Origin of the sequence: Gordonia sp. NPDC127522 (assembly GCF_042672305.1) — a bacterium.
Lineage (GTDB): Bacteria > Actinomycetota > Actinomycetes > Mycobacteriales > Mycobacteriaceae > Gordonia > Gordonia hongkongensis.
The window spans coordinates 1-17164 of record NZ_JBHXVK010000009.1 but is presented as its reverse complement, the minus strand read 5'-3'; the positions used below and the strand labels follow the sequence as shown (position 1 = coordinate 17164).

At 66.1% G+C, this 17164-nt stretch carries 15 protein-coding genes and 2 pseudogenes; 12 read left to right on the top strand and 5 right to left on the bottom strand.

From position 1 onward, the window contains the following. Nucleotides 1-81: 81 nt before the first annotated feature. Nucleotides 82-642: a GXWXG domain-containing protein gene (locus ACFVHY_RS15350; protein ID WP_390273274.1), complete on the top strand. Its 561-nt coding sequence runs from the start codon at nt 82-84 to the stop codon at nt 640-642. A gap of 87 nt (nt 643-729) precedes the next feature. After that, nucleotides 730-1143, top strand: a complete 414-nt coding sequence (locus ACFVHY_RS15345) for a hypothetical protein (RefSeq protein WP_390273273.1) — start codon at nt 730-732, stop codon at nt 1141-1143. A 54-nt stretch (nt 1144-1197) separates the two neighbouring features. Here the strand turns inward: ACFVHY_RS15345 and ACFVHY_RS15340 are convergent, their stop codons facing one another. Beyond that, nucleotides 1198-2115 carry a hypothetical protein gene (locus ACFVHY_RS15340; protein WP_390273271.1) on the bottom strand — a complete coding sequence of 306 codons (918 nt, stop codon included), beginning with the start codon at nt 2113-2115 and terminating at the stop codon, nt 1198-1200. Nucleotides 2116-2242: 127 nt separating this feature from the next. On the opposite strand from ACFVHY_RS15340, the gene ACFVHY_RS15335 reads away from it, so the two are divergent. From ACFVHY_RS15335 to upp, 5 genes are all read left to right on the top strand, one after another. Continuing rightward, nucleotides 2243-2701, top strand: a complete 459-nt coding sequence (locus ACFVHY_RS15335; RefSeq protein ID WP_390273565.1) for a Fur family transcriptional regulator — start codon at nt 2243-2245, stop codon at nt 2699-2701. An 82-nt stretch (nt 2702-2783) separates the two neighbouring features. Continuing rightward, the gene (gene katG, locus ACFVHY_RS15330) at nt 2784-5027 is read left to right on the top strand and encodes a catalase/peroxidase HPI (RefSeq protein WP_390273269.1); all 2244 of its coding nucleotides are present in this window, start codon (nt 2784-2786) and stop codon (nt 5025-5027) included. A gap of 168 nt (nt 5028-5195) precedes the next feature. After that, entirely contained in the window at nt 5196-6443 is a 1248-nt protein-coding gene (locus ACFVHY_RS15325; RefSeq protein WP_390273266.1) for a GTP cyclohydrolase II, read from the top strand. Further along, nucleotides 6443-7687, top strand: coding sequence for a URC4/urg3 family protein (locus ACFVHY_RS15320; protein ID WP_390273263.1), 1245 nt, complete (start codon nt 6443-6445; stop codon nt 7685-7687). Before ACFVHY_RS15325 ends, ACFVHY_RS15320 begins: the two co-directional genes overlap by 1 nt. A gap of 25 nt (nt 7688-7712) precedes the next feature. Then, on the top strand, nt 7713-8342 hold the full coding sequence (upp, locus tag ACFVHY_RS15315) for a uracil phosphoribosyltransferase (RefSeq protein WP_390273261.1): 630 nt from the start codon (nt 7713-7715) through the stop codon (nt 8340-8342). Nucleotides 8343-8580: 238 nt separating this feature from the next. Here upp and ACFVHY_RS15310 read toward each other — a convergent pair whose 3' ends face one another. Next, nucleotides 8581-9291, bottom strand: coding sequence for a CPBP family intramembrane glutamic endopeptidase (locus ACFVHY_RS15310; RefSeq protein ID WP_390273259.1), 711 nt, complete (start codon nt 9289-9291; stop codon nt 8581-8583). A 25-nt stretch (nt 9292-9316) separates the two neighbouring features. Between ACFVHY_RS15310 and ACFVHY_RS15305 the strand changes: the two genes are divergently transcribed. Further along, the gene (locus ACFVHY_RS15305; RefSeq protein ID WP_390273562.1) at nt 9317-10330 is read left to right on the top strand and encodes an arsenic resistance protein; all 1014 of its coding nucleotides are present in this window, start codon (nt 9317-9319) and stop codon (nt 10328-10330) included. On the opposite strand, the gene ACFVHY_RS15300 is transcribed toward ACFVHY_RS15305, so the two are convergent. Next, nucleotides 10305-11039: a glucose 1-dehydrogenase gene (locus ACFVHY_RS15300; protein WP_055475422.1), complete on the bottom strand. Its 735-nt coding sequence runs from the start codon at nt 11037-11039 to the stop codon at nt 10305-10307. The genes ACFVHY_RS15305 and ACFVHY_RS15300 overlap by 26 nt on opposite strands. Nucleotides 11040-11173: 134 nt before the next feature. On the opposite strand from ACFVHY_RS15300, the gene ACFVHY_RS15295 reads away from it, so the two are divergent. Then, complete coding sequence (locus tag ACFVHY_RS15295; RefSeq protein WP_390273256.1) at nt 11174-12259, top strand: diacylglycerol kinase; 1086 nt, start codon at nt 11174-11176, stop codon at nt 12257-12259. Nucleotides 12260-12466: 207 nt separating this feature from the next. Here ACFVHY_RS15295 and ACFVHY_RS15290 read toward each other — a convergent pair whose 3' ends face one another. Both ACFVHY_RS15290 and ACFVHY_RS15285 read right to left on the bottom strand, forming a co-directional pair. Continuing rightward, the gene (locus ACFVHY_RS15290; RefSeq protein WP_390273254.1) at nt 12467-13063 is read right to left on the bottom strand and encodes a DinB family protein; all 597 of its coding nucleotides are present in this window, start codon (nt 13061-13063) and stop codon (nt 12467-12469) included. Beyond that, nucleotides 13048-13752 (bottom strand): class I SAM-dependent DNA methyltransferase, encoded by a 705-nt coding sequence (locus ACFVHY_RS15285; protein WP_390273560.1) that lies wholly within the window; start codon nt 13750-13752, stop codon nt 13048-13050. Before ACFVHY_RS15285 ends, ACFVHY_RS15290 begins: the two co-directional genes overlap by 16 nt. A 908-nt stretch (nt 13753-14660) precedes the next feature. On the opposite strand from ACFVHY_RS15285, the pseudogene yidC reads away from it, so the two are divergent. From yidC to ACFVHY_RS15270, 3 genes and pseudogenes are all read left to right on the top strand, one after another. After that, nucleotides 14661-15590: pseudogene (gene yidC, locus ACFVHY_RS15280) on the top strand (membrane protein insertase YidC); the annotation flags it as partial. 97 nt (nt 15591-15687) lie between these two features. Next, nucleotides 15688-16200, top strand: a complete 513-nt coding sequence (locus ACFVHY_RS15275; RefSeq protein ID WP_390273251.1) for a TetR/AcrR family transcriptional regulator — start codon at nt 15688-15690, stop codon at nt 16198-16200. Beyond that, a pseudogene (locus tag ACFVHY_RS15270) lies at nt 16197-17164 on the top strand (Fe-S oxidoreductase); the annotation flags it as partial. The gene ACFVHY_RS15275 and the pseudogene ACFVHY_RS15270, both read left to right, overlap by 4 nt.

The following is a 17164-nucleotide window of genomic DNA, read 5'->3' as shown; positions in this document are numbered from 1 at the left end:
GGCCGCACACCCCGGGGCATGGCTCCGCGATCCGTTGCGACATTCTTCAGATCTTGTGTCTTTACACGTACGATCGTCGACATGCATGTGCGCGAGATCCTGACCACCACGCCGACGACGACCGCCGAGGCCCTCGACCTGTTCGACTCCGCCCCCGCGATCGAACCGGACTTCATGATCGGCACCTGGCGCGGCGCCGAGTTGCCCACCCACCACCCGTTGGACGGCTTCCTCGCGGCCAGCGGCTGGTGGGGCAAGCAATTCGTCGACGCCGAGACCGTCCACCCCCTGCTCTTTCCGACACGCGACGGTTCGGCACTGTGGGCCATGAACCCGGCGATCGCTTTCGGCGGTTTGGGGATCGCCGAGAAGGCGCCCGGGGTCAAGTCGTTGTCGTTGGGGACGCCGATCGCCGCGACCCGCCTTCTCAGTCAGACCCGACGAGCACGGGCCCGGCTGCGCACCACCCGGTACCGCGGCACGGACACCGCGACCATGTCGTACGACCAGCTGCCGATCAACGACGTCTTCCACCGGATCTCCGATGATGCCGTCCTGGGTGCCATGGACCTGAAGGGGTCGCCGAAGCCGTACTTCTTCGTGCTCCGCCGCGACGACTCACTCCGCCTCGTCGGCCACTGATCCTCGTCGGCCACCGATCCTCGGCGCCGCGGGGACGACGCCGACGAACCACGAGCCGGCGAGCCGGCGGAGGCGTTCAATGGGTAGATGGACACCTCACCCACGTCCCACCTCCGCCGGGGTGCCGTCGCGGTCGCCGCGGGCGCCCTCGCGGGCGCCGTGACACTGGCCGCACCCGGGACCGCCCAGGCTGCACCGCCGATGCCGTCCGGGTATTACCGCGGCGACGTCACCAGCGCCCCGATCGCCGACACGGTGTGGTTCGGCAAGAACTTCACGGGTTCGCGAGTCGTCAACAACACCGCGATCGGGTGGGCCTTCCCCGGCGCGGTGTACCCCGGGCGTTCCGTGCAGGACGGTGCACCGGTCATCATCGTCGACTACTCGGGAACCGCCGTGGGATTCGTGCGTGACGAGCTCCGAGTCGACGGCCGCGGCGGTTACTGGGGCCGCGTGCTGAACGGCACCACCGAGTTGCTGCGCTTTCACTTGACGCGCTGACCGCGGGAGACGGGCAACCATGGTGGAGACTTCGGGTTCGACCCCTTCGTCGGCTCACAGCTCGGCGAGCGCCGAGCGGATCTCGTTGGTGACCGCGACGGCTTCACGGAGCGCGATCCGCGCCTCGGCCCGGCCCTGTTCCGCAGTCGAGAGTCGTTGCCGCGCGAACCGCAGCGATTCTTCGCAACGAGCCAGCTCGGCCCGCAACTCCTGAGCCCGCCCGACGATCTCGTCGACCTCCGACGAAGACCCGTCCACAGTTCGGGAGGCGGCGTCGAGGTCGGATCGGGCCGTTCGCTCCCCCGTCTCGGCCTCGGCCAGTCGGGCTTCGAGGTCCCGTCGACGACGCTCCGCTTCGTCAGACGCTGTGTGTTCCGAGTCGTCGGCGTCATCCCTCTCGGCACCCTCTTCGTCGGCACCGTCTGTGTCCGCGCCGCTTGCCTCGGACTCGTCCGCGTCTGGTTCCTGCAACGGCTCCGGGACGACGAACACGCCGGCGGGCCCGAAGCCACTGTATTCGGCGGATGCGGTGAGGTTTCCCCGCAACACCTGCTCGAGCACTTCCGGGTCGGCCACCGCGGCTCGCAATGTCTGCGTGACCTCGCGAATGGCACTGTCTGCCAGCGTCACTCGCAGATCTGCGGCCGTGGCGGCGACCGCGGTCACCGAATCGTTGATCAGATCCTGACGACGTCGCGACAACGTCTTCATCTTGTCGACAGCCGAGCGGCGCTGGGCCGCAGTCAAATCCGACGCCAACCCAGCGATGAGGGCGCTGTCGTCGGGGTGCGCGCGAACCCACTGATTGATGGCCCACGCAGCTTGCGTGGGCCGCCGCAACTTCGCGATCCGCCCCGCCAGGTCACGGTCGCCGTTCGCTTTGATCTCCCGAGCGAGTTCGTTCCGGCGTGTCACGAACGCCGCCGGCGCCAGACCGTACAGCTCGTCGACGATCTCGTCGTACGGGGTCATGGGGCCGCCCGAGCGGTGGTCGGCGTCGCTGTCCGCATGAGCAGATACTACGACGGCGCCCGTGACGGCCACCTCACTTCGCTTTCTTAACTTGAATCATTCCAGATAAGGCTGCACGATGGTCACCATGCTCACCGACGAGGACTGCGCCCGGCGCCTGCGCGCCGCCGGACTGCGGGTGACCCGCCCGCGCATCGCGGTCATGCAAGCCGTCCGAGCACATCCTCATGTCGACACCGACGAGGTCCTCCGAACCGCTCGCGAGCGACTGCCGGAGGTCTCGCAACAGACGGTGTACGACGTTCTGGGCGTACTGACTTCGGCCGGCCTCGTGCGACGCATCCAGCCGTCCGGCCACGTGTCTCGATATGAGTCACGCGTCGGGGACAACCATCACCACGTGATATGCCGTACATGCGGATCCATCGGGGACGTCGACTGCGCAGTCGGCGAGGCCCCGTGCCTGACCCCGTCCGACGACCGGGGTTTCGTCATCGACGAAGCCGAGGTCATCTACTGGGGTCATTGCCCCGACTGCATCCCCGAACCCAACCGGCCCGCTCCGGGCGCCGGCCCCGACCGATAGACCCCCGACCACGACGCCTTTCTCCCCTGCGATCACCGACCCGGCGACCGCAGTTCTCACCGTGCCCGAAAGGAAATCCCGCATGGCGCAGCAAGACCACGAGCCCGTCCGCGACGCGACGGAACATCCTCCCATCGCCGAGGCGAACACCGAGCCCGCCGCGGGCGGTTGCCCGGTCGCGCACGGTCGGCTCACCCCGCCCACCCAGGGCGGCGGCAACCGCGACTGGTGGCCCAACCAACTGAATCTGAAGGTGCTCCAGCACAATCCGGACGTCGCGAATCCGATGGACGCCGACTTCGACTACGACTCGGCGCTCGAGGGTCTCGACGTCGAGGCCCTGCGCGCCGACCTGACCGCCCTGATGACCGATTCGCAGGACTGGTGGCCCGCCGACTTCGGCCACTACGGAGGTCTGTTCGTCCGCATGTCCTGGCATGCCGCGGGTACCTACCGGATGCAGGACGGACGCGGTGGCGCCGGAGCCGGGATGCAGCGATTCGCCCCGCTCAACAGCTGGCCGGACAACGCCAACCTGGACAAGGCGCGTCGCCTCCTGTGGCCGATCAAGAAGAAGTACGGCAAGTCACTGTCCTGGGCGGACCTCCTGGTCTTCGCCGGGAACGTCGCGCTGGAGTCGATGGGGTTCACCACCGTCGGCTTCGCCTTCGGGCGCGTGGACGAGTGGGAGCCCGACGAGGTGTACTGGGGCCCCGAACTCGAGTGGCTGGCCGATCAGCGGTACTCGGGCGACCGCGAGCTCGAGACACCGCTTGCGGCAGTGCAAATGGGGCTCATCTATGTGAATCCGGAAGGACCGAACGGCAATCCGGACATCCTCGCGTCCGCGGTCGACATCCGCGAGACGTTCGCGCGGATGGCGATGAACGACGTCGAGACCGCGGCCCTGATCGTCGGGGGCCACACCTTCGGCAAGACCCATGGCGCGGGTGACGCCGGCCTGGTGGGCCCCGAACCCGAGGCCGCCGCCGTCGAGGACGCCGGTCTCGGCTGGGCCAGCTCGCACGGCTCCGGGAAGGGCGCGGACACGATCACCAGCGGCCTCGAGGTGATCTGGAATCCGACCCCGACCCGATGGGACAACGCTTTCCTCGAGACTCTCTACGGCTACGAGTGGGAGCTCTACAAGAGTCCGGCCGGAGCCAACCAGTGGCGTCCGAAGGACGGCGCCGGGACCGGTACCGTCCCCACGGCATTCGGCGACGAGAAGACCCACCCGTCAATGCTGACCACCGATCTCGCGATGCGGTACGACCCCGGCTTCGGGCAGATCACCCGCCGCTGGCTGGACCACCCCGAGGAACTGGCGCACGAGTTCGCCAAGGCCTGGTTCAAGCTCCTGCACCGCGACATGGGACCCGCCGTCCGGTATCGGGGTCCGCTTGTTCCGACCGAGACATACCTGTGGCAGGACAATGTCCCGGCGCACGAGGGCCCACTCGTCACCGATGCCGACGTGGCAGCCTTGAAGTCGACGCTCCTCGACTCGGGACTGACTGTCGCGCAACTCGTGAAGACCGCGTGGGCGGCGGCGTCGAGCTTCCGTGGCAGCGACAAGCGCGGCGGCGCCAACGGCGGCCGGATCCGGCTGCAGCCGCAGGCATCGTGGGAGGTCAACGAGCCCGACGAGTTGGCCACCGTGATCCGCACCCTCGAAGGTGTCCAGGACTCGTTCACCGGTGAGGCCGGCGCGAAGGTCTCCTTCGCCGACCTGGTGGTCCTCGGCGGCACGGCAGCAGTCGAGAAGGCGGCGCGGGATGCCGGAGTCGAGATCACGGTGCCGTTCACCCCGGGACGTACCGACGCCACCCAGGAGGAGACGGACGCCGATTCGATGGCGCATCTCGAGCCCACTGCCGACGGGTTCCGCAACTACGTCGGCAAGACCAGTGGTCTCCCGGCCGAGTTCACCCTCGTCGACAAGGCCTCGCTGCTGACTCTCAGCGCCCCCGAGATGACGGTGCTGGTGGGTGGACTCCGGGTGCTGGGCAACAACTTCGGCGGCTCGGCGGCCGGCGTCCTGACCGACCGTCCCGGCGTCCTCACGAACGACTTCTTCGTGAATCTGCTGGACATGTCGACAGCCTGGTCGGCGTCGGAAGACGAGAACCTGTACGTCGGGCGCGATCGCGCCACCGGCGAGCAGACCTTGACCGGCACTCGCGCCGATCTGGCGTTCACGTCGAACTCGCAGTTGCGCGCCCTGGCCGAGGTCTACGCGGCCGACGACGCGGTCGAGAAGTTCGTGAACGACTTCGTCGCGGCCTGGGACAAGGTGATGAACCTGGACCGGTTCGAACTCTGAGCAAATCGGTTCATCGTCGAACCACTCAGATACGGCGGCGGCACCCTTCGTGGGGTGCCGCCGCCGTGGCCTTCCGCATCACCCGGCGCACACGGGCATCCGGAACTATGCTGGCGCTTTCCCTCCGTGGCGGGTGACCGCCTCGAGACGAAGGTGAGGACGACGACGATGTCCGGCGAACACAGGTCCCTGGGCCACATCCGACTGACCTCACACAGCGGCGGGGTCGACGCTCCGCCCATCCGCTGGGGGGCGGCCACCGCGGCGGAACGCGGTCCCGTCATCGGGACGACGGGCACACGTGCGCATCGCAATGTCATCGGCACCCACAGCGGCTCCTACAGCGTCTATCGCGCACTGGCCGTCGCCGCCGGCGCCCTTGCACGAGAGCACCGAGCCGATCTCACCAACACCTCGCCCACCGACCACATCGGACCGTATCCACAGTGGGGCGATCCGCGCGCGATCGTCTCGCTGGATCCCTGGGGTGCGACGGTCGCCGAGAGTTTCCCCGACGAGATCGCTCGCGGTTACGACATCCGGCCGACCATCGCGGTGACCAAGGCGCACGTCATCCTTCCCGAGATCGCCGAGGCGATCGAGAAGGGCCGTCTGGTGCCCGACGGCGAGGTCCTGCTGCCGAGTGGCGCGGCTCTGGTCACCAAGGCGGCCGTGGAACCGGTGTGGCATCTCCCCGGCGTCGCCGAGCGGTTCGGCTGCTCCGAGGCCGAGCTGCGCCGGGTGCTGTTCGAGGAGACCGGCGGCATGTATCCCGAACTCGTGACGCGTTCGGATCTCGAGGTGTTCCTCCCACCGATCGGCGGGCAGACGGTCTACATCTTCGGCAACGCCCGCGACCTCGCCGACCCCTCGGTGGAACTCACCGCACGCGTGCACGACGAGTGCAACGGCTCCGACGTGTTCGGCTCCGACATCTGTACGTGCCGTCCATATCTGACGCATGCAATCGAGGAGTGCATCCGCGGCACCCAGCGCGGCGGCGTCGGCCTGGTGGCCTATTCCCGTAAGGAGGGCCGCGCGCTCGGCGAGGTCACCAAGTTCCTGGTGTACAACGCCCGCAAACGCCAACTCGGCGGTGACACCGCGGACCAGTACTTCGCCCGCACCGAATGCGTTGCGGGCGTACAGGACATGCGGTTCCAGGAGCTCATGCCCGACATCCTGCACTGGTTCGGGATCACCAGGATCCATCACCTGGTGTCGATGTCGAACATGAAGTACGACGCGATCACCGGCTCGGGTATCGAGGTCGGCGAACGGGTCAACATCCCCGACGAACTGATCCCCGCCGACGCCCGCGTCGAGATCGACGCGAAGATGGCTGCCGGTTACTTCACGCCCGGACCCGTGCCCGATGCCGAACAGCTGCGACAGGTCAAGGGCCGGGGCTTGTGATGACCGGAGCACCAGAGGTGGAGCTCTCCGCCTCACAGGCCGCCCGGCTGCTGCGCTCCACCGCCGCCGTCCGCAGCCGGTCGCGACAACTCCTCGAACGCGCGCGGGCCGGCGAGTCGTCGTGGTTCATCGTCCACGACGATGCCCGGGACGCGGCAGCAAGCATCGTCGTGGAAACGACCCGGTCCCGTTATCCCGACGGAGACATCCCCTTTCACAGCAGGTGGCGACACTTCGAGGCAGGCGGTGTCGACCGCCTCGGCGCCCTCGACGCCGCCTTGCCCCCGGCCGGCTCCTCCGAGCGAACCCGCGCGCTCATCGACGTCGTGCTGGTCAGCGTCCTCCTCGATGCCGGCGCCGGACCCGAGTGGTCGTTTCGGGAACGGTCGGGCGACCTGGTTCTCACCCGGTCCGAGGGGCTCGGCGTCGCGAGCTGGGAGGCGTTCTGCGATGGGGTGTTCTCGAGCGACCCGGCCGATCCCCTGCGGGTCGACGCCACCGGTCTGAGCCGCGTCACGGCGGACACTCTCGGCGCGGCCTTCCAGGTGGGTCCCGACAACCCGCTCACGGGCCTGCCCGGGCGGGTCGATCTCCTGCGTCGCCTGGGCGAGGTGTTGTCGAGCCGCCCCGAGATCTTCGGACCGGACGCACGTCCGGGCGGCCTGTTCGATCACCTCACCCGCGGTGGTCGTGCGGAGGTGCCCGCGGTCGACATCCTGAGCGGGGTCCTCGAATATCTGGGCCCGATCTGGCCGTCGGACAACACGATCGACACCCATCCACTGGGCGACTGCTGGCATCACGACGCCGTCGCCGGCCCAGGCCTCACCGCCGGCTGGGTGCCGTTCCACAAACTGTCGCAGTGGCTGACCTATTCGCTTCTCGAACCGTTTCGCTGGGCCGGTGTCCCGGTGACCGGACTCGACGAGCTGACCGGCCTCCCCGAATACCGCAACGGTGGCCTTCTCCTCGACTCGGGTGTGCTCGCGCTGCGTGAGGAGACCTGGGCGGGCCGGGAATGGGAAGTCGACGACGAGCTCGTCGTCGAATGGCGGGCACTCACCGTCGCCCTTCTCGACGAGATCGCCGACCTCGTACGCGATCGCCTCGACGCCGATGCAGCCTCGATGCCCCTGGCCTGCGTGCTCGAGGGTGGCACCTGGGCAGCCGGCCGCGTGCTCGCGAGCCGACTTCGCGATGGGTTGCCGCCGTTGACGATACGCAGTACCGGCACCGTTTTCTGAGCCGACCGCCGACCGAGAGGAACCCATGGGCAGCGTCGCCGTCATCGACCATCCGCTGGTCCAACACAAACTGACCCTGATGCGTCGCAAGGAGACGTCCACCAATGACTTCCGCCGTCTGCTCGACGAGATCTCGATCCTGATGGCGTACGACGTCCTGCGTGACATCCCGATGCACGAGATCACCATCGACACTCCGCTCGAGACCACCACCGCCCGGGTCATCGACGGCAAGAAGCTGGTGTTCGCCGCGGTTCTGCGGGCCGGTGCCGGTATCGCCGACGGCATGCTGACCGTGGTTCCCGACGCGCGCGTCGGACACATCGGTCTCTACCGCGACCCGAAGACCATGGTCGTCGTCGAGTACTACTTCAAGATGCCGTCGGAGCTGTCCGAGCGTGATGTGGTGATCGTCGATCCGCTTCTGGCGACCGGCCATTCGGCGGTCGCCGCGATCGACCGGATCAAGGAGTACGGTCCGAAGTCCATCAAGTTCGTCTGCCTGCTCGCCTGCCCGGAGGGCATCGAGGTGCTGCACCGCTCACACCCCGACGTACCGATCTTCACCGCGGCGGTGGACCGCGAACTCGACGACAACGGCTTCATCCGTCCCGGACTCGGTGACGCCGGCGATCGCATCTTCGGAACCGCGTGATCTCGAGAACGGAAGGACCCGCTCCCTGAGGAGCGAGCGAGCTTGCGAGCGTCATTCCGCTCCCTGAGGAGCGAGCTTGCGAGCGTCACGAAGGGTCTTGGTGAGATGAGTGGAGACCCTTCGTGACGCGCCCTCCGCAGGCTCCGGGCGCTCCTCAGGGAGCAGGGGTTATGGACTTCTTTCGGATTAGGGAGCAGGGGTTGGTGGTGCTTTGGCGCGCATATCAGAGGTGTTCGGTCTACGACACCTGCCAGGCCACCGCGGCACCGATCGCCCCGGTGGCGTTCAGTGCCCAGTGCAAGGCGATGGGTGCGAGGAGGCTCGTGGTGCGTTGCCGTAACCACCCGAGCACGAAACCCGCGGCCCCGGTTGCCACGACCGCACCTGCGATGCCGGCGATCTGTGCAACCGTCCCGTCACCCAGCACGCCGCTCAGGCCTTCGTTGCCCGCGGTGAGACCGGTCGAGGACAAGATGTGCCACAGACCGAAGGCGATCGCACCGACGACCAGCGTCGTCAACGGGGCGAACAACCGGCCCAGAACCCCTTGCAGCACACCGCGGAACAAGACCTCCTCCGGAAGAACCGTCTGCAGCGGAATGATCACGAACGCCGCCAGGAGGGCCTCGGAGGTGTCGTCGTAGCGGTCGGACAGGAAGAACTCACGCGTCGCCGGGATCGCGACCGCTGTCGAGACCACAGCCGCGACCACGAGGACGGCGGCCGCGGCGACCGGGATGCCGGCGCGCAATTCCGCACGGCTCAGGCCGAGGTCCCGCCAGCCGAGGCCGGCCAGGCGGGCGATGCCCACGGCCACGACGGCGGCAACCGGGACGATCGCCACCGACAGCGGGCCGTCCGCGAGATGCGCACCGATGTTCACCGCGACGAGGAACACGATCACCACGACCAGTAGCGCGACGTCGGTGCGCCGGGACGGGGTGATCACCCGGTCGAGTCTGCCGTACCGCGCCATGGCGGTGTCGGTGAACGCGGCCGCGGTGTCGCAGAATGATTCGGTGCCAAGACCCGCGACCGTCGTCGACCGCCTCGAACGTCACCAGGTCGCCCTCTACCTCGGCGCGATACTCGCCGGACTGTGTGCGGGACTGGCCGCACCCGGTCCCGCCGAGGGCCTCGAGTCGGCGATCACGCCGCTGCTCGCCGCGCTGCTCTATGTCACCTTTCTGCAGATCCGCCGGTCCGATCTCCTGGAATCGCTGCGTGACCGGCGGTTCCTGGTCGCGGTGCTGTTCCTGAACTTCGTCGTAACGCCTCTTGTGGTGGTCGTGTTGTCCTCAGCGCTGCCCGCCGACGACGCGATCCGTCTCGGCGCGCTACTGGTGCTGCTGTGTCCGTGCGTCGACTACGTCGTCGTGTTCGCCGGGCTCGGCGGCGGGGACGCCCGACGACTCCTTGCCGCGACGCCGCTGCTGCTCCTCGCCCAGATGCTGCTCACACCGCTGTACTTGGTGATGCTGCTCGGTGACGGACGGTCGGTGATCGAGCCGGATCCGTTCCTCTGGGCGTTCGCTGTCCTCATCCTCTGCCCGCTGGCACTCGCGTGGCTGACCCAGGCGTGGGCGGACCGGTTCGAGGCGGGTCGTCGAGCCTCGGCCGGCGCCACGATGACGATGGTCCCGCTGATGGTGGCCGTACTCTTCGTCGCCGTGAGTTCCCAGGTGCCCCTGGTCGGTTCACGTTTTGCCGAAATCACCGGGGTGATCCCGGTCTACGCCGCGTTCCTCGCGATCATGGTGGCGGCCGGTGTCGCGGTGGCACGCATGTTCAGCCTGGCCCCGGAACCGTCGACGGCAGTCGTCTTCTCCGGGGCCACCCGCAACTCGCTCGTCGTCCTGCCGCTCGCGCTGGCGCTGCCGGTCGGGGCGGAACTGGCCGCGGCGACGGTGATCACGCAGACGCTCGTCGAACTGATCGGCATGGTCGTCCTGGTGTGGGCGTTCACTTGTGTGGCACGTCGGCGCTGAGGCCGCCGTCCATCACGAACTCGGCCCCGGTCGCGTACGAGGACTCGTCGCTGGCCAGGAACACCACGAAGGTCGATACCTCCCGTGACTCCGCGGCCCGGCCCATCGGCACGGTCACCATGTCGTCGGGGATCCCCTCGGTCATCGGCGTCCGGATGAGACCCGGGTGGATGGAGTTCACCCGCACGTTGTGCGGAGCCAGTTCGAGCGCAACCGATTTCGCCAGACCACGCACGCCCCACTTGCTCGCGACATAGCCGTGCGCCCAGGGACTTCCGCGCAGGCCCTCCACCGACGAGACGTTGATGATCGAGCCACCGCCGGCGTCGATCATCAGGTCCGCGACCGCCTGGATTCCGAGGAACGTGCCCGTCAGGTTCACGTCCAGGATCTGCTTCCACTTGTCCAACCGGAACTTCTGGATCGTCGAACCGTTCACGATGCCGGCATTGTTCACCAGGACGTTGACCTTGCCGAACTCGTCTACCGCGGTGGACACCGTCGTCTGCCAGTCCTCGGGCGAGGTGACATCGAGGTGGACGTAGCGCGCCGCGTCCCCCAGTTCGGCGGCCAGCGCCTTGCCCTCGTCGTCGAGGATGTCGCCGATCACCACCTTCGCCCCCTCGGCGACGAGGGCCCGGGCGTGCTCGGCGCCCATGCCCCGCGAACCACCGGTGATCACTGCAACCTTGTCGTCTACGCGTCCCATGGGCGGCAACGCTACCGCGACGAGCGCGAAAATAGAACAGGTTCCACCGGAAAATGGTCTACTGAACAGACAATCGTCCGGACAGGTGTACACCACGCCCACCGGCGCCGATCGAACACAAGGAGTTCCACGCCATGTCATTCCGGGTAGCTCTCGTCGGAACCGGCAACGTCGGCCGGTTGTGCCTCACCCAGCTGATCGAGGACCCGCGGTTCGAACTCGTGGCCGTCTGCGTGTCCACTCCCGAGAAGGTCGGTGTCGACGCCGCGACGCTCGCCGGGCTGGAGACACCCACCGGAGTCCTGGCGGTGGGCGACCTCGACGAGGCGATCGCGACGAAGCCGGATTGTGTCGTGTACTGCGCCATGGGTGACACGCGTCCCGTCGAGGCCTTCAACGACGTGGTGCGCATCCTCGCCGCCGGGATCGACGTCGTCGGGTCCTCCCCCAACACGCTCCAATACCCCTGGGATGTAATGCCCGCGAAGGCGATCGACAAGATCGACGAGACCACCGCGGGCAGCGGCGCCAGCCTGTTCGTGACCGGCGTCGATCCCGGGTTCGCCAACGACCTGATCCCGTTCGTCTTCGCGGGCACTTGCCAGCACATCGAGCAGGTGCGCTGCATGGAGATCGCCGACTACGCGACCTACGACGGGGCGACCGTCATGTTCGACGTCATGGGCTTCGGCAAACCGCTCGACGAGACCCCCATGCTGTTCCTGCCGGGGGTGCTGGGGTTGGCATGGGGCACGACGATCCGGCAACTGGCCGCCGGTCTCGGCGTCACCGTCGACGACATCGAGGAGATCTCCGAGAGCGAGCCTGCGCCGGAGGATTTCGACATCGCGGCCGGTCCCATCGCTGCGGGCACCCGCGCGGCCGTGCGTTTCGAGATCATCGGCAAGGTGGCCGGCGAACCCGTGATCGTCATCGAGCACGTGACGCGGCTTCGAGGTGACCTGCGGCCGGACTGGGCGCAACCGGCTCAGCCCGGCGGGTGTTACCGCGTAGAGATCACGGGCGAACCGTCGTACACCGTCGACATCATGCCGACGAGCCGCAAGGGTGACCACAACCACGCCGCCATCGTCGCCGCGGCCGGCCGGATCGTGAACGCCATCCCCGCGGTGGTCGACGGGCCCGCGGGACTTCGCACCACACTCGACCTTCCGCTGGTGACGGGCCCGGGGGTTTCGACAGGCTCAACCGGCAGGTAGACGGCCAACCGGCAGGTAGGCGGCTCAACCGGCAGGTAGGCAGCCAACCGGCGGGTGAACAGCTTCTCTGCACTAGTCAAGTCTGTCGTACCGTCAACCGAGTTTTGCAGTTCGTCATCGAGATGGAACAGGCGGTTCAGCGAGGATGGGGCCTGTTTGGGCTCGTCTTCGGGCCGTCGGCGCGATCGGTTTGATGAACGCAGTAGTTTACGTCGTCGGGTGCCGGGCGGATCGGGCCGCGTCTCCGATCTGTTCGTGAAGCCGGGACCAGTATGTGGGGTCCGCCACCGGTGACTGTGAAGCATTGCCAGGAGTTCGCCCCGTCGTTTCATCGATGAGTTCGCGAACGATGTCGGCGTGGCCGGCATGGCGTGAGGTTTCAGCGATCATGTGCACGAGAATCTGATGCAGTGTGACTACCCGGTGTTGCGCCGGCCAGGGTGTCACCTCGCCGGTCGCATCAAGAGGGAGCTCAGCGATCGTGTGGTCTGAGTGCGTACACGCCCGTTGGTACAGGTCGATGATCGAGACTCTGCTCTCGTCGGCAGCTGCCCACATGTCCACGTTCGGTGTCGTGCTTGTCAGCCACGGAGGGCTATCGGGAAAAGGTCGGCCGAAAACGGCACCGAAGTAGCCGATCTCGCAACCCGACAAGTGCTTGACGAGACCGAGTAGGTTCGTGCCGTGGGGAGTCAAGGGACGACGGACGTCGTAGTCAGAAAGTCCTTCGAGCTTCCACACCATCGCTGAACGGGATTCTCGCAGATAGTGGTGAAGCGACTTTCTAGCTACTTCCTCGTCCATGTCTGCCCTCTGCCCTCTCCCTCGTGAGAACCTAACCATCCGGGCCTGGGACCGGGGGCCTGCCGCCGGACCCGATTCGAACCTCTCCTCAGACGCGGAGCAAGTTGCAGGCCCCCGTTTTTTGTTGTGGCGCCGGGTTCAGCGCTGTTGTCGGCCGGGGAGAGGGGCTTTCGACGCAGTCTGTCGTTGGTGGTGTCGGATCGGGCGATGACGAAGATCCACGATTCGTTCATGCGGATCTGACTGAAGCTCAGGGGTGTCCACCCGGTTCTTGCCATGAGGGTACGCAAGTCACGTTCGCGCCAGTAGGTGAAGTGACGTGGCAGAGCCAGCTTTTCGGTGGTCCACTCCGATCCGTCGCCCTCCTTCATCGTGAAGGCAAGTAGGCCGCCAGGGGCGATGGCCTCACGCGCCCGGTGCATGAAGGTTTCGAACTCGCGGCGGGACAGGTGTAGCAGGACCGCTATGGCCAGGATCGCATCGTAGGGCCCTCCCAGGTCATCGGTGCGTATATCAAGCACGTTGGCGTCGTGACCGTCGGCATGCATCATCTGTACGAACGCCGGCGTCGCATCCGTGCGCCGAACACTGAGGTGCTTGGACTCCAGGTATGTAGCTGCCCTTCCAGGACCGCTACCCACCTCGAGCACTGTCGCACCGGCCGGTAGGAGGGCGGTGAAGGAATCCAGGTAGGCACCAGATGCGGCCCGAGCGCGGGTGTTCGTTCAGCGTAGCGTTCAGCGCGCGCTTGGTAGCTCGCGAGCGTGACGTCGTCGATTGGATGCATGGGCTAAGCCGGTTTCGGTCAACTCTCAGGATTGTTGAGGACTCTACCTCGAGTTTCCGAGGAGGGTTCCCGTGTGTCTGTCGACCCTTCGGCATTCGAAGGCTGCGTGGGTTCTGGATTCTCACGCGTCAGGCCGCAGCCGACGTACAGGCACTCCGCTTCGGCGATTTATCGCTATAGTGACCGTTCACAGAGACAGGTGGCGGTGATCCGGTAGATGGCGTTTACGTACCCATGGCGGCGGGTCGATTCCCCGCTGCTGGCGCTGTTCGCAGTTCTATGGATCACAGTTGTGCCACTCGAACTACCAAGCCTGCTGATGTCGGCCTGGTTCGTGTCCCTGCTGGTTCTTCTTGGCGTTTGGATCGGTGCTCAGAGCACTCTCGCTACAACGGTCTACCAGGCGTTCATCAGTGTGGTTGCCCGGCTGTTGCAACGCGCGGTCCGTACGCATCATCGTGCTGTTCGGATTTGCCATCCCCGCAGACGACGTGACTTGCTCAGATTCCCCCGGAAGAAGCTCCGGACCCGTTGCGTAGTCGAGCCACGCGCTCCTACCAATCGCCTCACCCTGCGCTGAGCACGCAGACCCGGTTGGGGTCGACACACCCGGTGTCAAAGCGACTGCTGCGCAGGGTGATCGCTCTCCCAATGCCCTCCTGGCCTGAACCGACTGGCACACACTTTCAACCCCACTCTTGGGTGTAGTCGTCGCCCTCATGAGTTTGCTCAGTCGTCGCATGCTTCACAACTGGCCAGGCCACATGTAATTCCACTCGTCGATCGACTTTCCTTGGAAGGCAGCTCATCATGCTCGACTTCATTTATTATCCGGTCTCCGGGATCATGTGGGTCTGGCATTGGCTCTTCAGCCATGTCACACCCGACTCCCCGGGTGGCAACGGGGTCGCGTGGGCCCTGTCGGTGGTGTTCCTCGTGTTCACCCTGCGTGCGATTCTCTACAAGCCCTTCGTGAAGCAGATCCGCACCACGAAGAAGATGCAGGAGATCAAACCGCAGCTCCAGGCGATCCGTAAGAAGTACGCCAAGGACCGGGTGAAGATGACCGAGGAGATGCAGAAGCTGCAGAAGGAGCACGGGTTCAACCCGATGCTCGGTTGTCTGCCGATGCTGTTGCAGATCCCGGTCTTCATCGGTCTGTTCCACGTGCTGCGGTCGTTCAACCGTATGGGCACCGGCATGGGTCAGCTCGGCATGAGTGCGGCAGAGACCCGGTCCCAGGGGAACTACGTGTTCAGTGCCGAACAGGTGCAGAACTTCCTCGACGCCCGCCTCTTCGGTGTTCCGTTGTCGTCGTACCTCGTCGAGCCGGCGACCGAGTTCCAGGCCTTCGTCGAGCCCGGTTCCCCCATCGACTTCACGCGCCCGCAGATCGCGTTCGTCGTCATCCCCATGATGATCGTCGCCTCGATCGCGACGCACCTGAACTCGCGTGCGTCGGTTGCCCGCCAGCCCGAAGCGGCGCTGGAGAATCCGCAGACCCGGATGATGAACAACCTCGCGCTGTACGTCTTCCCGATCGGCATCCTCGTGACCGGTCCGTTCTTCCCGGTCGCCATCCTCCTGTACTGGATGAGCAACAACATCTGGACCTACGGTCAGCAGCACATCGTCTTCGGGCACATCGCCAAGGAAGAGGAAGAGGCCAAGCTCCTTAAGCAGGAGAAGCTCAACGCCAACGCCCCCAGACCGGGAGTCCGCCCGAAACGGAACAGGAAGTAGCAATCCACCGTCCTGTCAAGGGGTGGGCCGGGCACGCGAAATGAATCTCGAAGGACGCCCTACGCGCACCTCACTACATCTGTAGTCTGACTGCGTGGTTGAGAACGTCGAGCGCGTATCGGTGGTGGCCGCCGCGGCGGTTCGGGTGATCGCGCGGGCGGGTTTACGGGGGTTGACCCATCGCGCGGTCGATGCTGAGGCGGGTCTGAGTGAGGGGGCAACCTCGAACTGCTTCCGGACACGGTCTGCATTGATCGAGGGTGTTGTGCAGTGGATGGCCGACCAGGAGCTGGCGGATCTGGATGCCGCGCAAGCTGAGGGGAACGGGACAGCCGCGTTCGACCAGTGGGCACGAGAGGGGCGCGAGCAGACGTTGGCGCGCTTGGAACTGATGCTGGAGGGAGTGCGTGAACCGGTCGTTGCGGCGGCGTTAGCGTCGCAGCGGGCGCGGTTTGCGGCCTACGCCAGCAAGGCCGGTGTCGCCGAACGGGTGGGTTTGTCGGCTGATCAGTTGGTGGCGTTGCTGGCCGGGGTTCAGTTCGCTGAGGTTACGACCGGGCAGCCATTGTTGCCGTTGGTAGCGCAGTTGTTGGAGGGTCGAGGGTGAGTGTGTCGCTGGCGGGGATGGCGGTACTGGTAAGCGCGGCAACGATAGTCGGTTTCGGCTCGTTCGGGTACGGACTGGTGCGCATGGTTCGTATCGTGGGTTTGGGTCAGCTAGCCGAACGGTCGCGTAGTCATCCGGTCGTGCCGCGTGTGGCGAGGGTGGTAGCGGAGTTCGCCGGTCACACTCGGATGGTGAATTTCCGCACCGTCGGTTGGGCGCATTGGTTGGTGATGGTCGGATTCCTGTTCGGGTTTGTGTTCGTGTTCGAGGCCTATGGGCAGGCATTCGACCCACATTTCCACTGGCCGGTCATAGGTGCGTCGCCGATGTATGGGCTGGCTGAGGAGTTGCTGGGGTGGGGCACGGTGATCGGTGGCGTGGCGTTGGCACTGATCCGTCAACTCGACCATCCGCGGGTACCTGACCGGCTGTCGCGGTTTTCCGGTTCCAACTTTGCCGCCGCCTATTTCGTGGAAGCCGTGGTGGTCATCGAGGGCCTCGGCATGCTCGGCGTTAAGACATTGAGAATCGCTGCCGGGATCGACAATTCGCCGGTGTGGGCCTCACCGACACTGCACTACATCGCCGTCCCGTTCGCGGGTGCGCCGGAGTGGACGGTGTCGGTGATGGCTGTGGTGAAACTGCTTTCGGCGATGGTGTGGCTGGCGATGGTCGGCATGAACATCAGCTGGGGCGTTGCCTGGCACCGCTTCTCGGCTTTCCCCAACATCTACTTCAAGCGTGAGGCCGACGGTGGCGTCGCTCTCGGTGCCGCCAAGCCGATGATGAGCCAGGGCAAGGTCCTCGACATGGAGACCGCCGATCCCGATGTCGACGCGTTCGGCGCCGGCAAGATCGAGGACTTCTCGTGGAAGGGCTGGCTGGACTTCACCACGTGTACCGAGTGTGGTCGCTGCCAGTCGCAGTGTCCCGCGTGGAACACCGGCAAGCCGCTGAGCCCGAA

Excerpts from the sequence above, each read along its gene's own strand:
- upp (WP_390273261.1), top strand. The coding sequence starts at position 7,713 with ATGGGCAGCGTCGCCGTCATCGACCATCCGCTGGTCCAACACAAACTG.
- ACFVHY_RS15345 (WP_390273273.1), top strand. The coding sequence starts at position 730 with ATGGACACCTCACCCACGTCCCACCTCCGCCGGGGTGCCGTCGCGGTC.
- ACFVHY_RS15290 (WP_390273254.1), bottom strand. The coding sequence starts at position 13,063 with ATGGACGAGGAAGTAGCTAGAAAGTCGCTTCACCACTATCTGCGAGAA.
- ACFVHY_RS15300 (WP_055475422.1), bottom strand. The coding sequence starts at position 11,039 with ATGGGACGCGTAGACGACAAGGTTGCAGTGATCACCGGTGGTTCGCGG.
- ACFVHY_RS15320 (WP_390273263.1), top strand. The coding sequence starts at position 6,443 with ATGACCGGAGCACCAGAGGTGGAGCTCTCCGCCTCACAGGCCGCCCGG.
- ACFVHY_RS15295 (WP_390273256.1), top strand. The coding sequence starts at position 11,174 with ATGTCATTCCGGGTAGCTCTCGTCGGAACCGGCAACGTCGGCCGGTTG.
- ACFVHY_RS15325 (WP_390273266.1), top strand. The coding sequence starts at position 5,196 with ATGTCCGGCGAACACAGGTCCCTGGGCCACATCCGACTGACCTCACAC.
- ACFVHY_RS15305 (WP_390273562.1), top strand. The coding sequence starts at position 9,317 with ATGGCGGTGTCGGTGAACGCGGCCGCGGTGTCGCAGAATGATTCGGTG.
- ACFVHY_RS15340 (WP_390273271.1), bottom strand. The coding sequence starts at position 2,115 with ATGACCCCGTACGACGAGATCGTCGACGAGCTGTACGGTCTGGCGCCG.
- ACFVHY_RS15350 (WP_390273274.1), top strand. The coding sequence starts at position 82 with ATGCATGTGCGCGAGATCCTGACCACCACGCCGACGACGACCGCCGAG.
- katG (WP_390273269.1), top strand. The coding sequence starts at position 2,784 with ATGGCGCAGCAAGACCACGAGCCCGTCCGCGACGCGACGGAACATCCT.
- ACFVHY_RS15335 (WP_390273565.1), top strand. The coding sequence starts at position 2,243 with ATGCTCACCGACGAGGACTGCGCCCGGCGCCTGCGCGCCGCCGGACTG.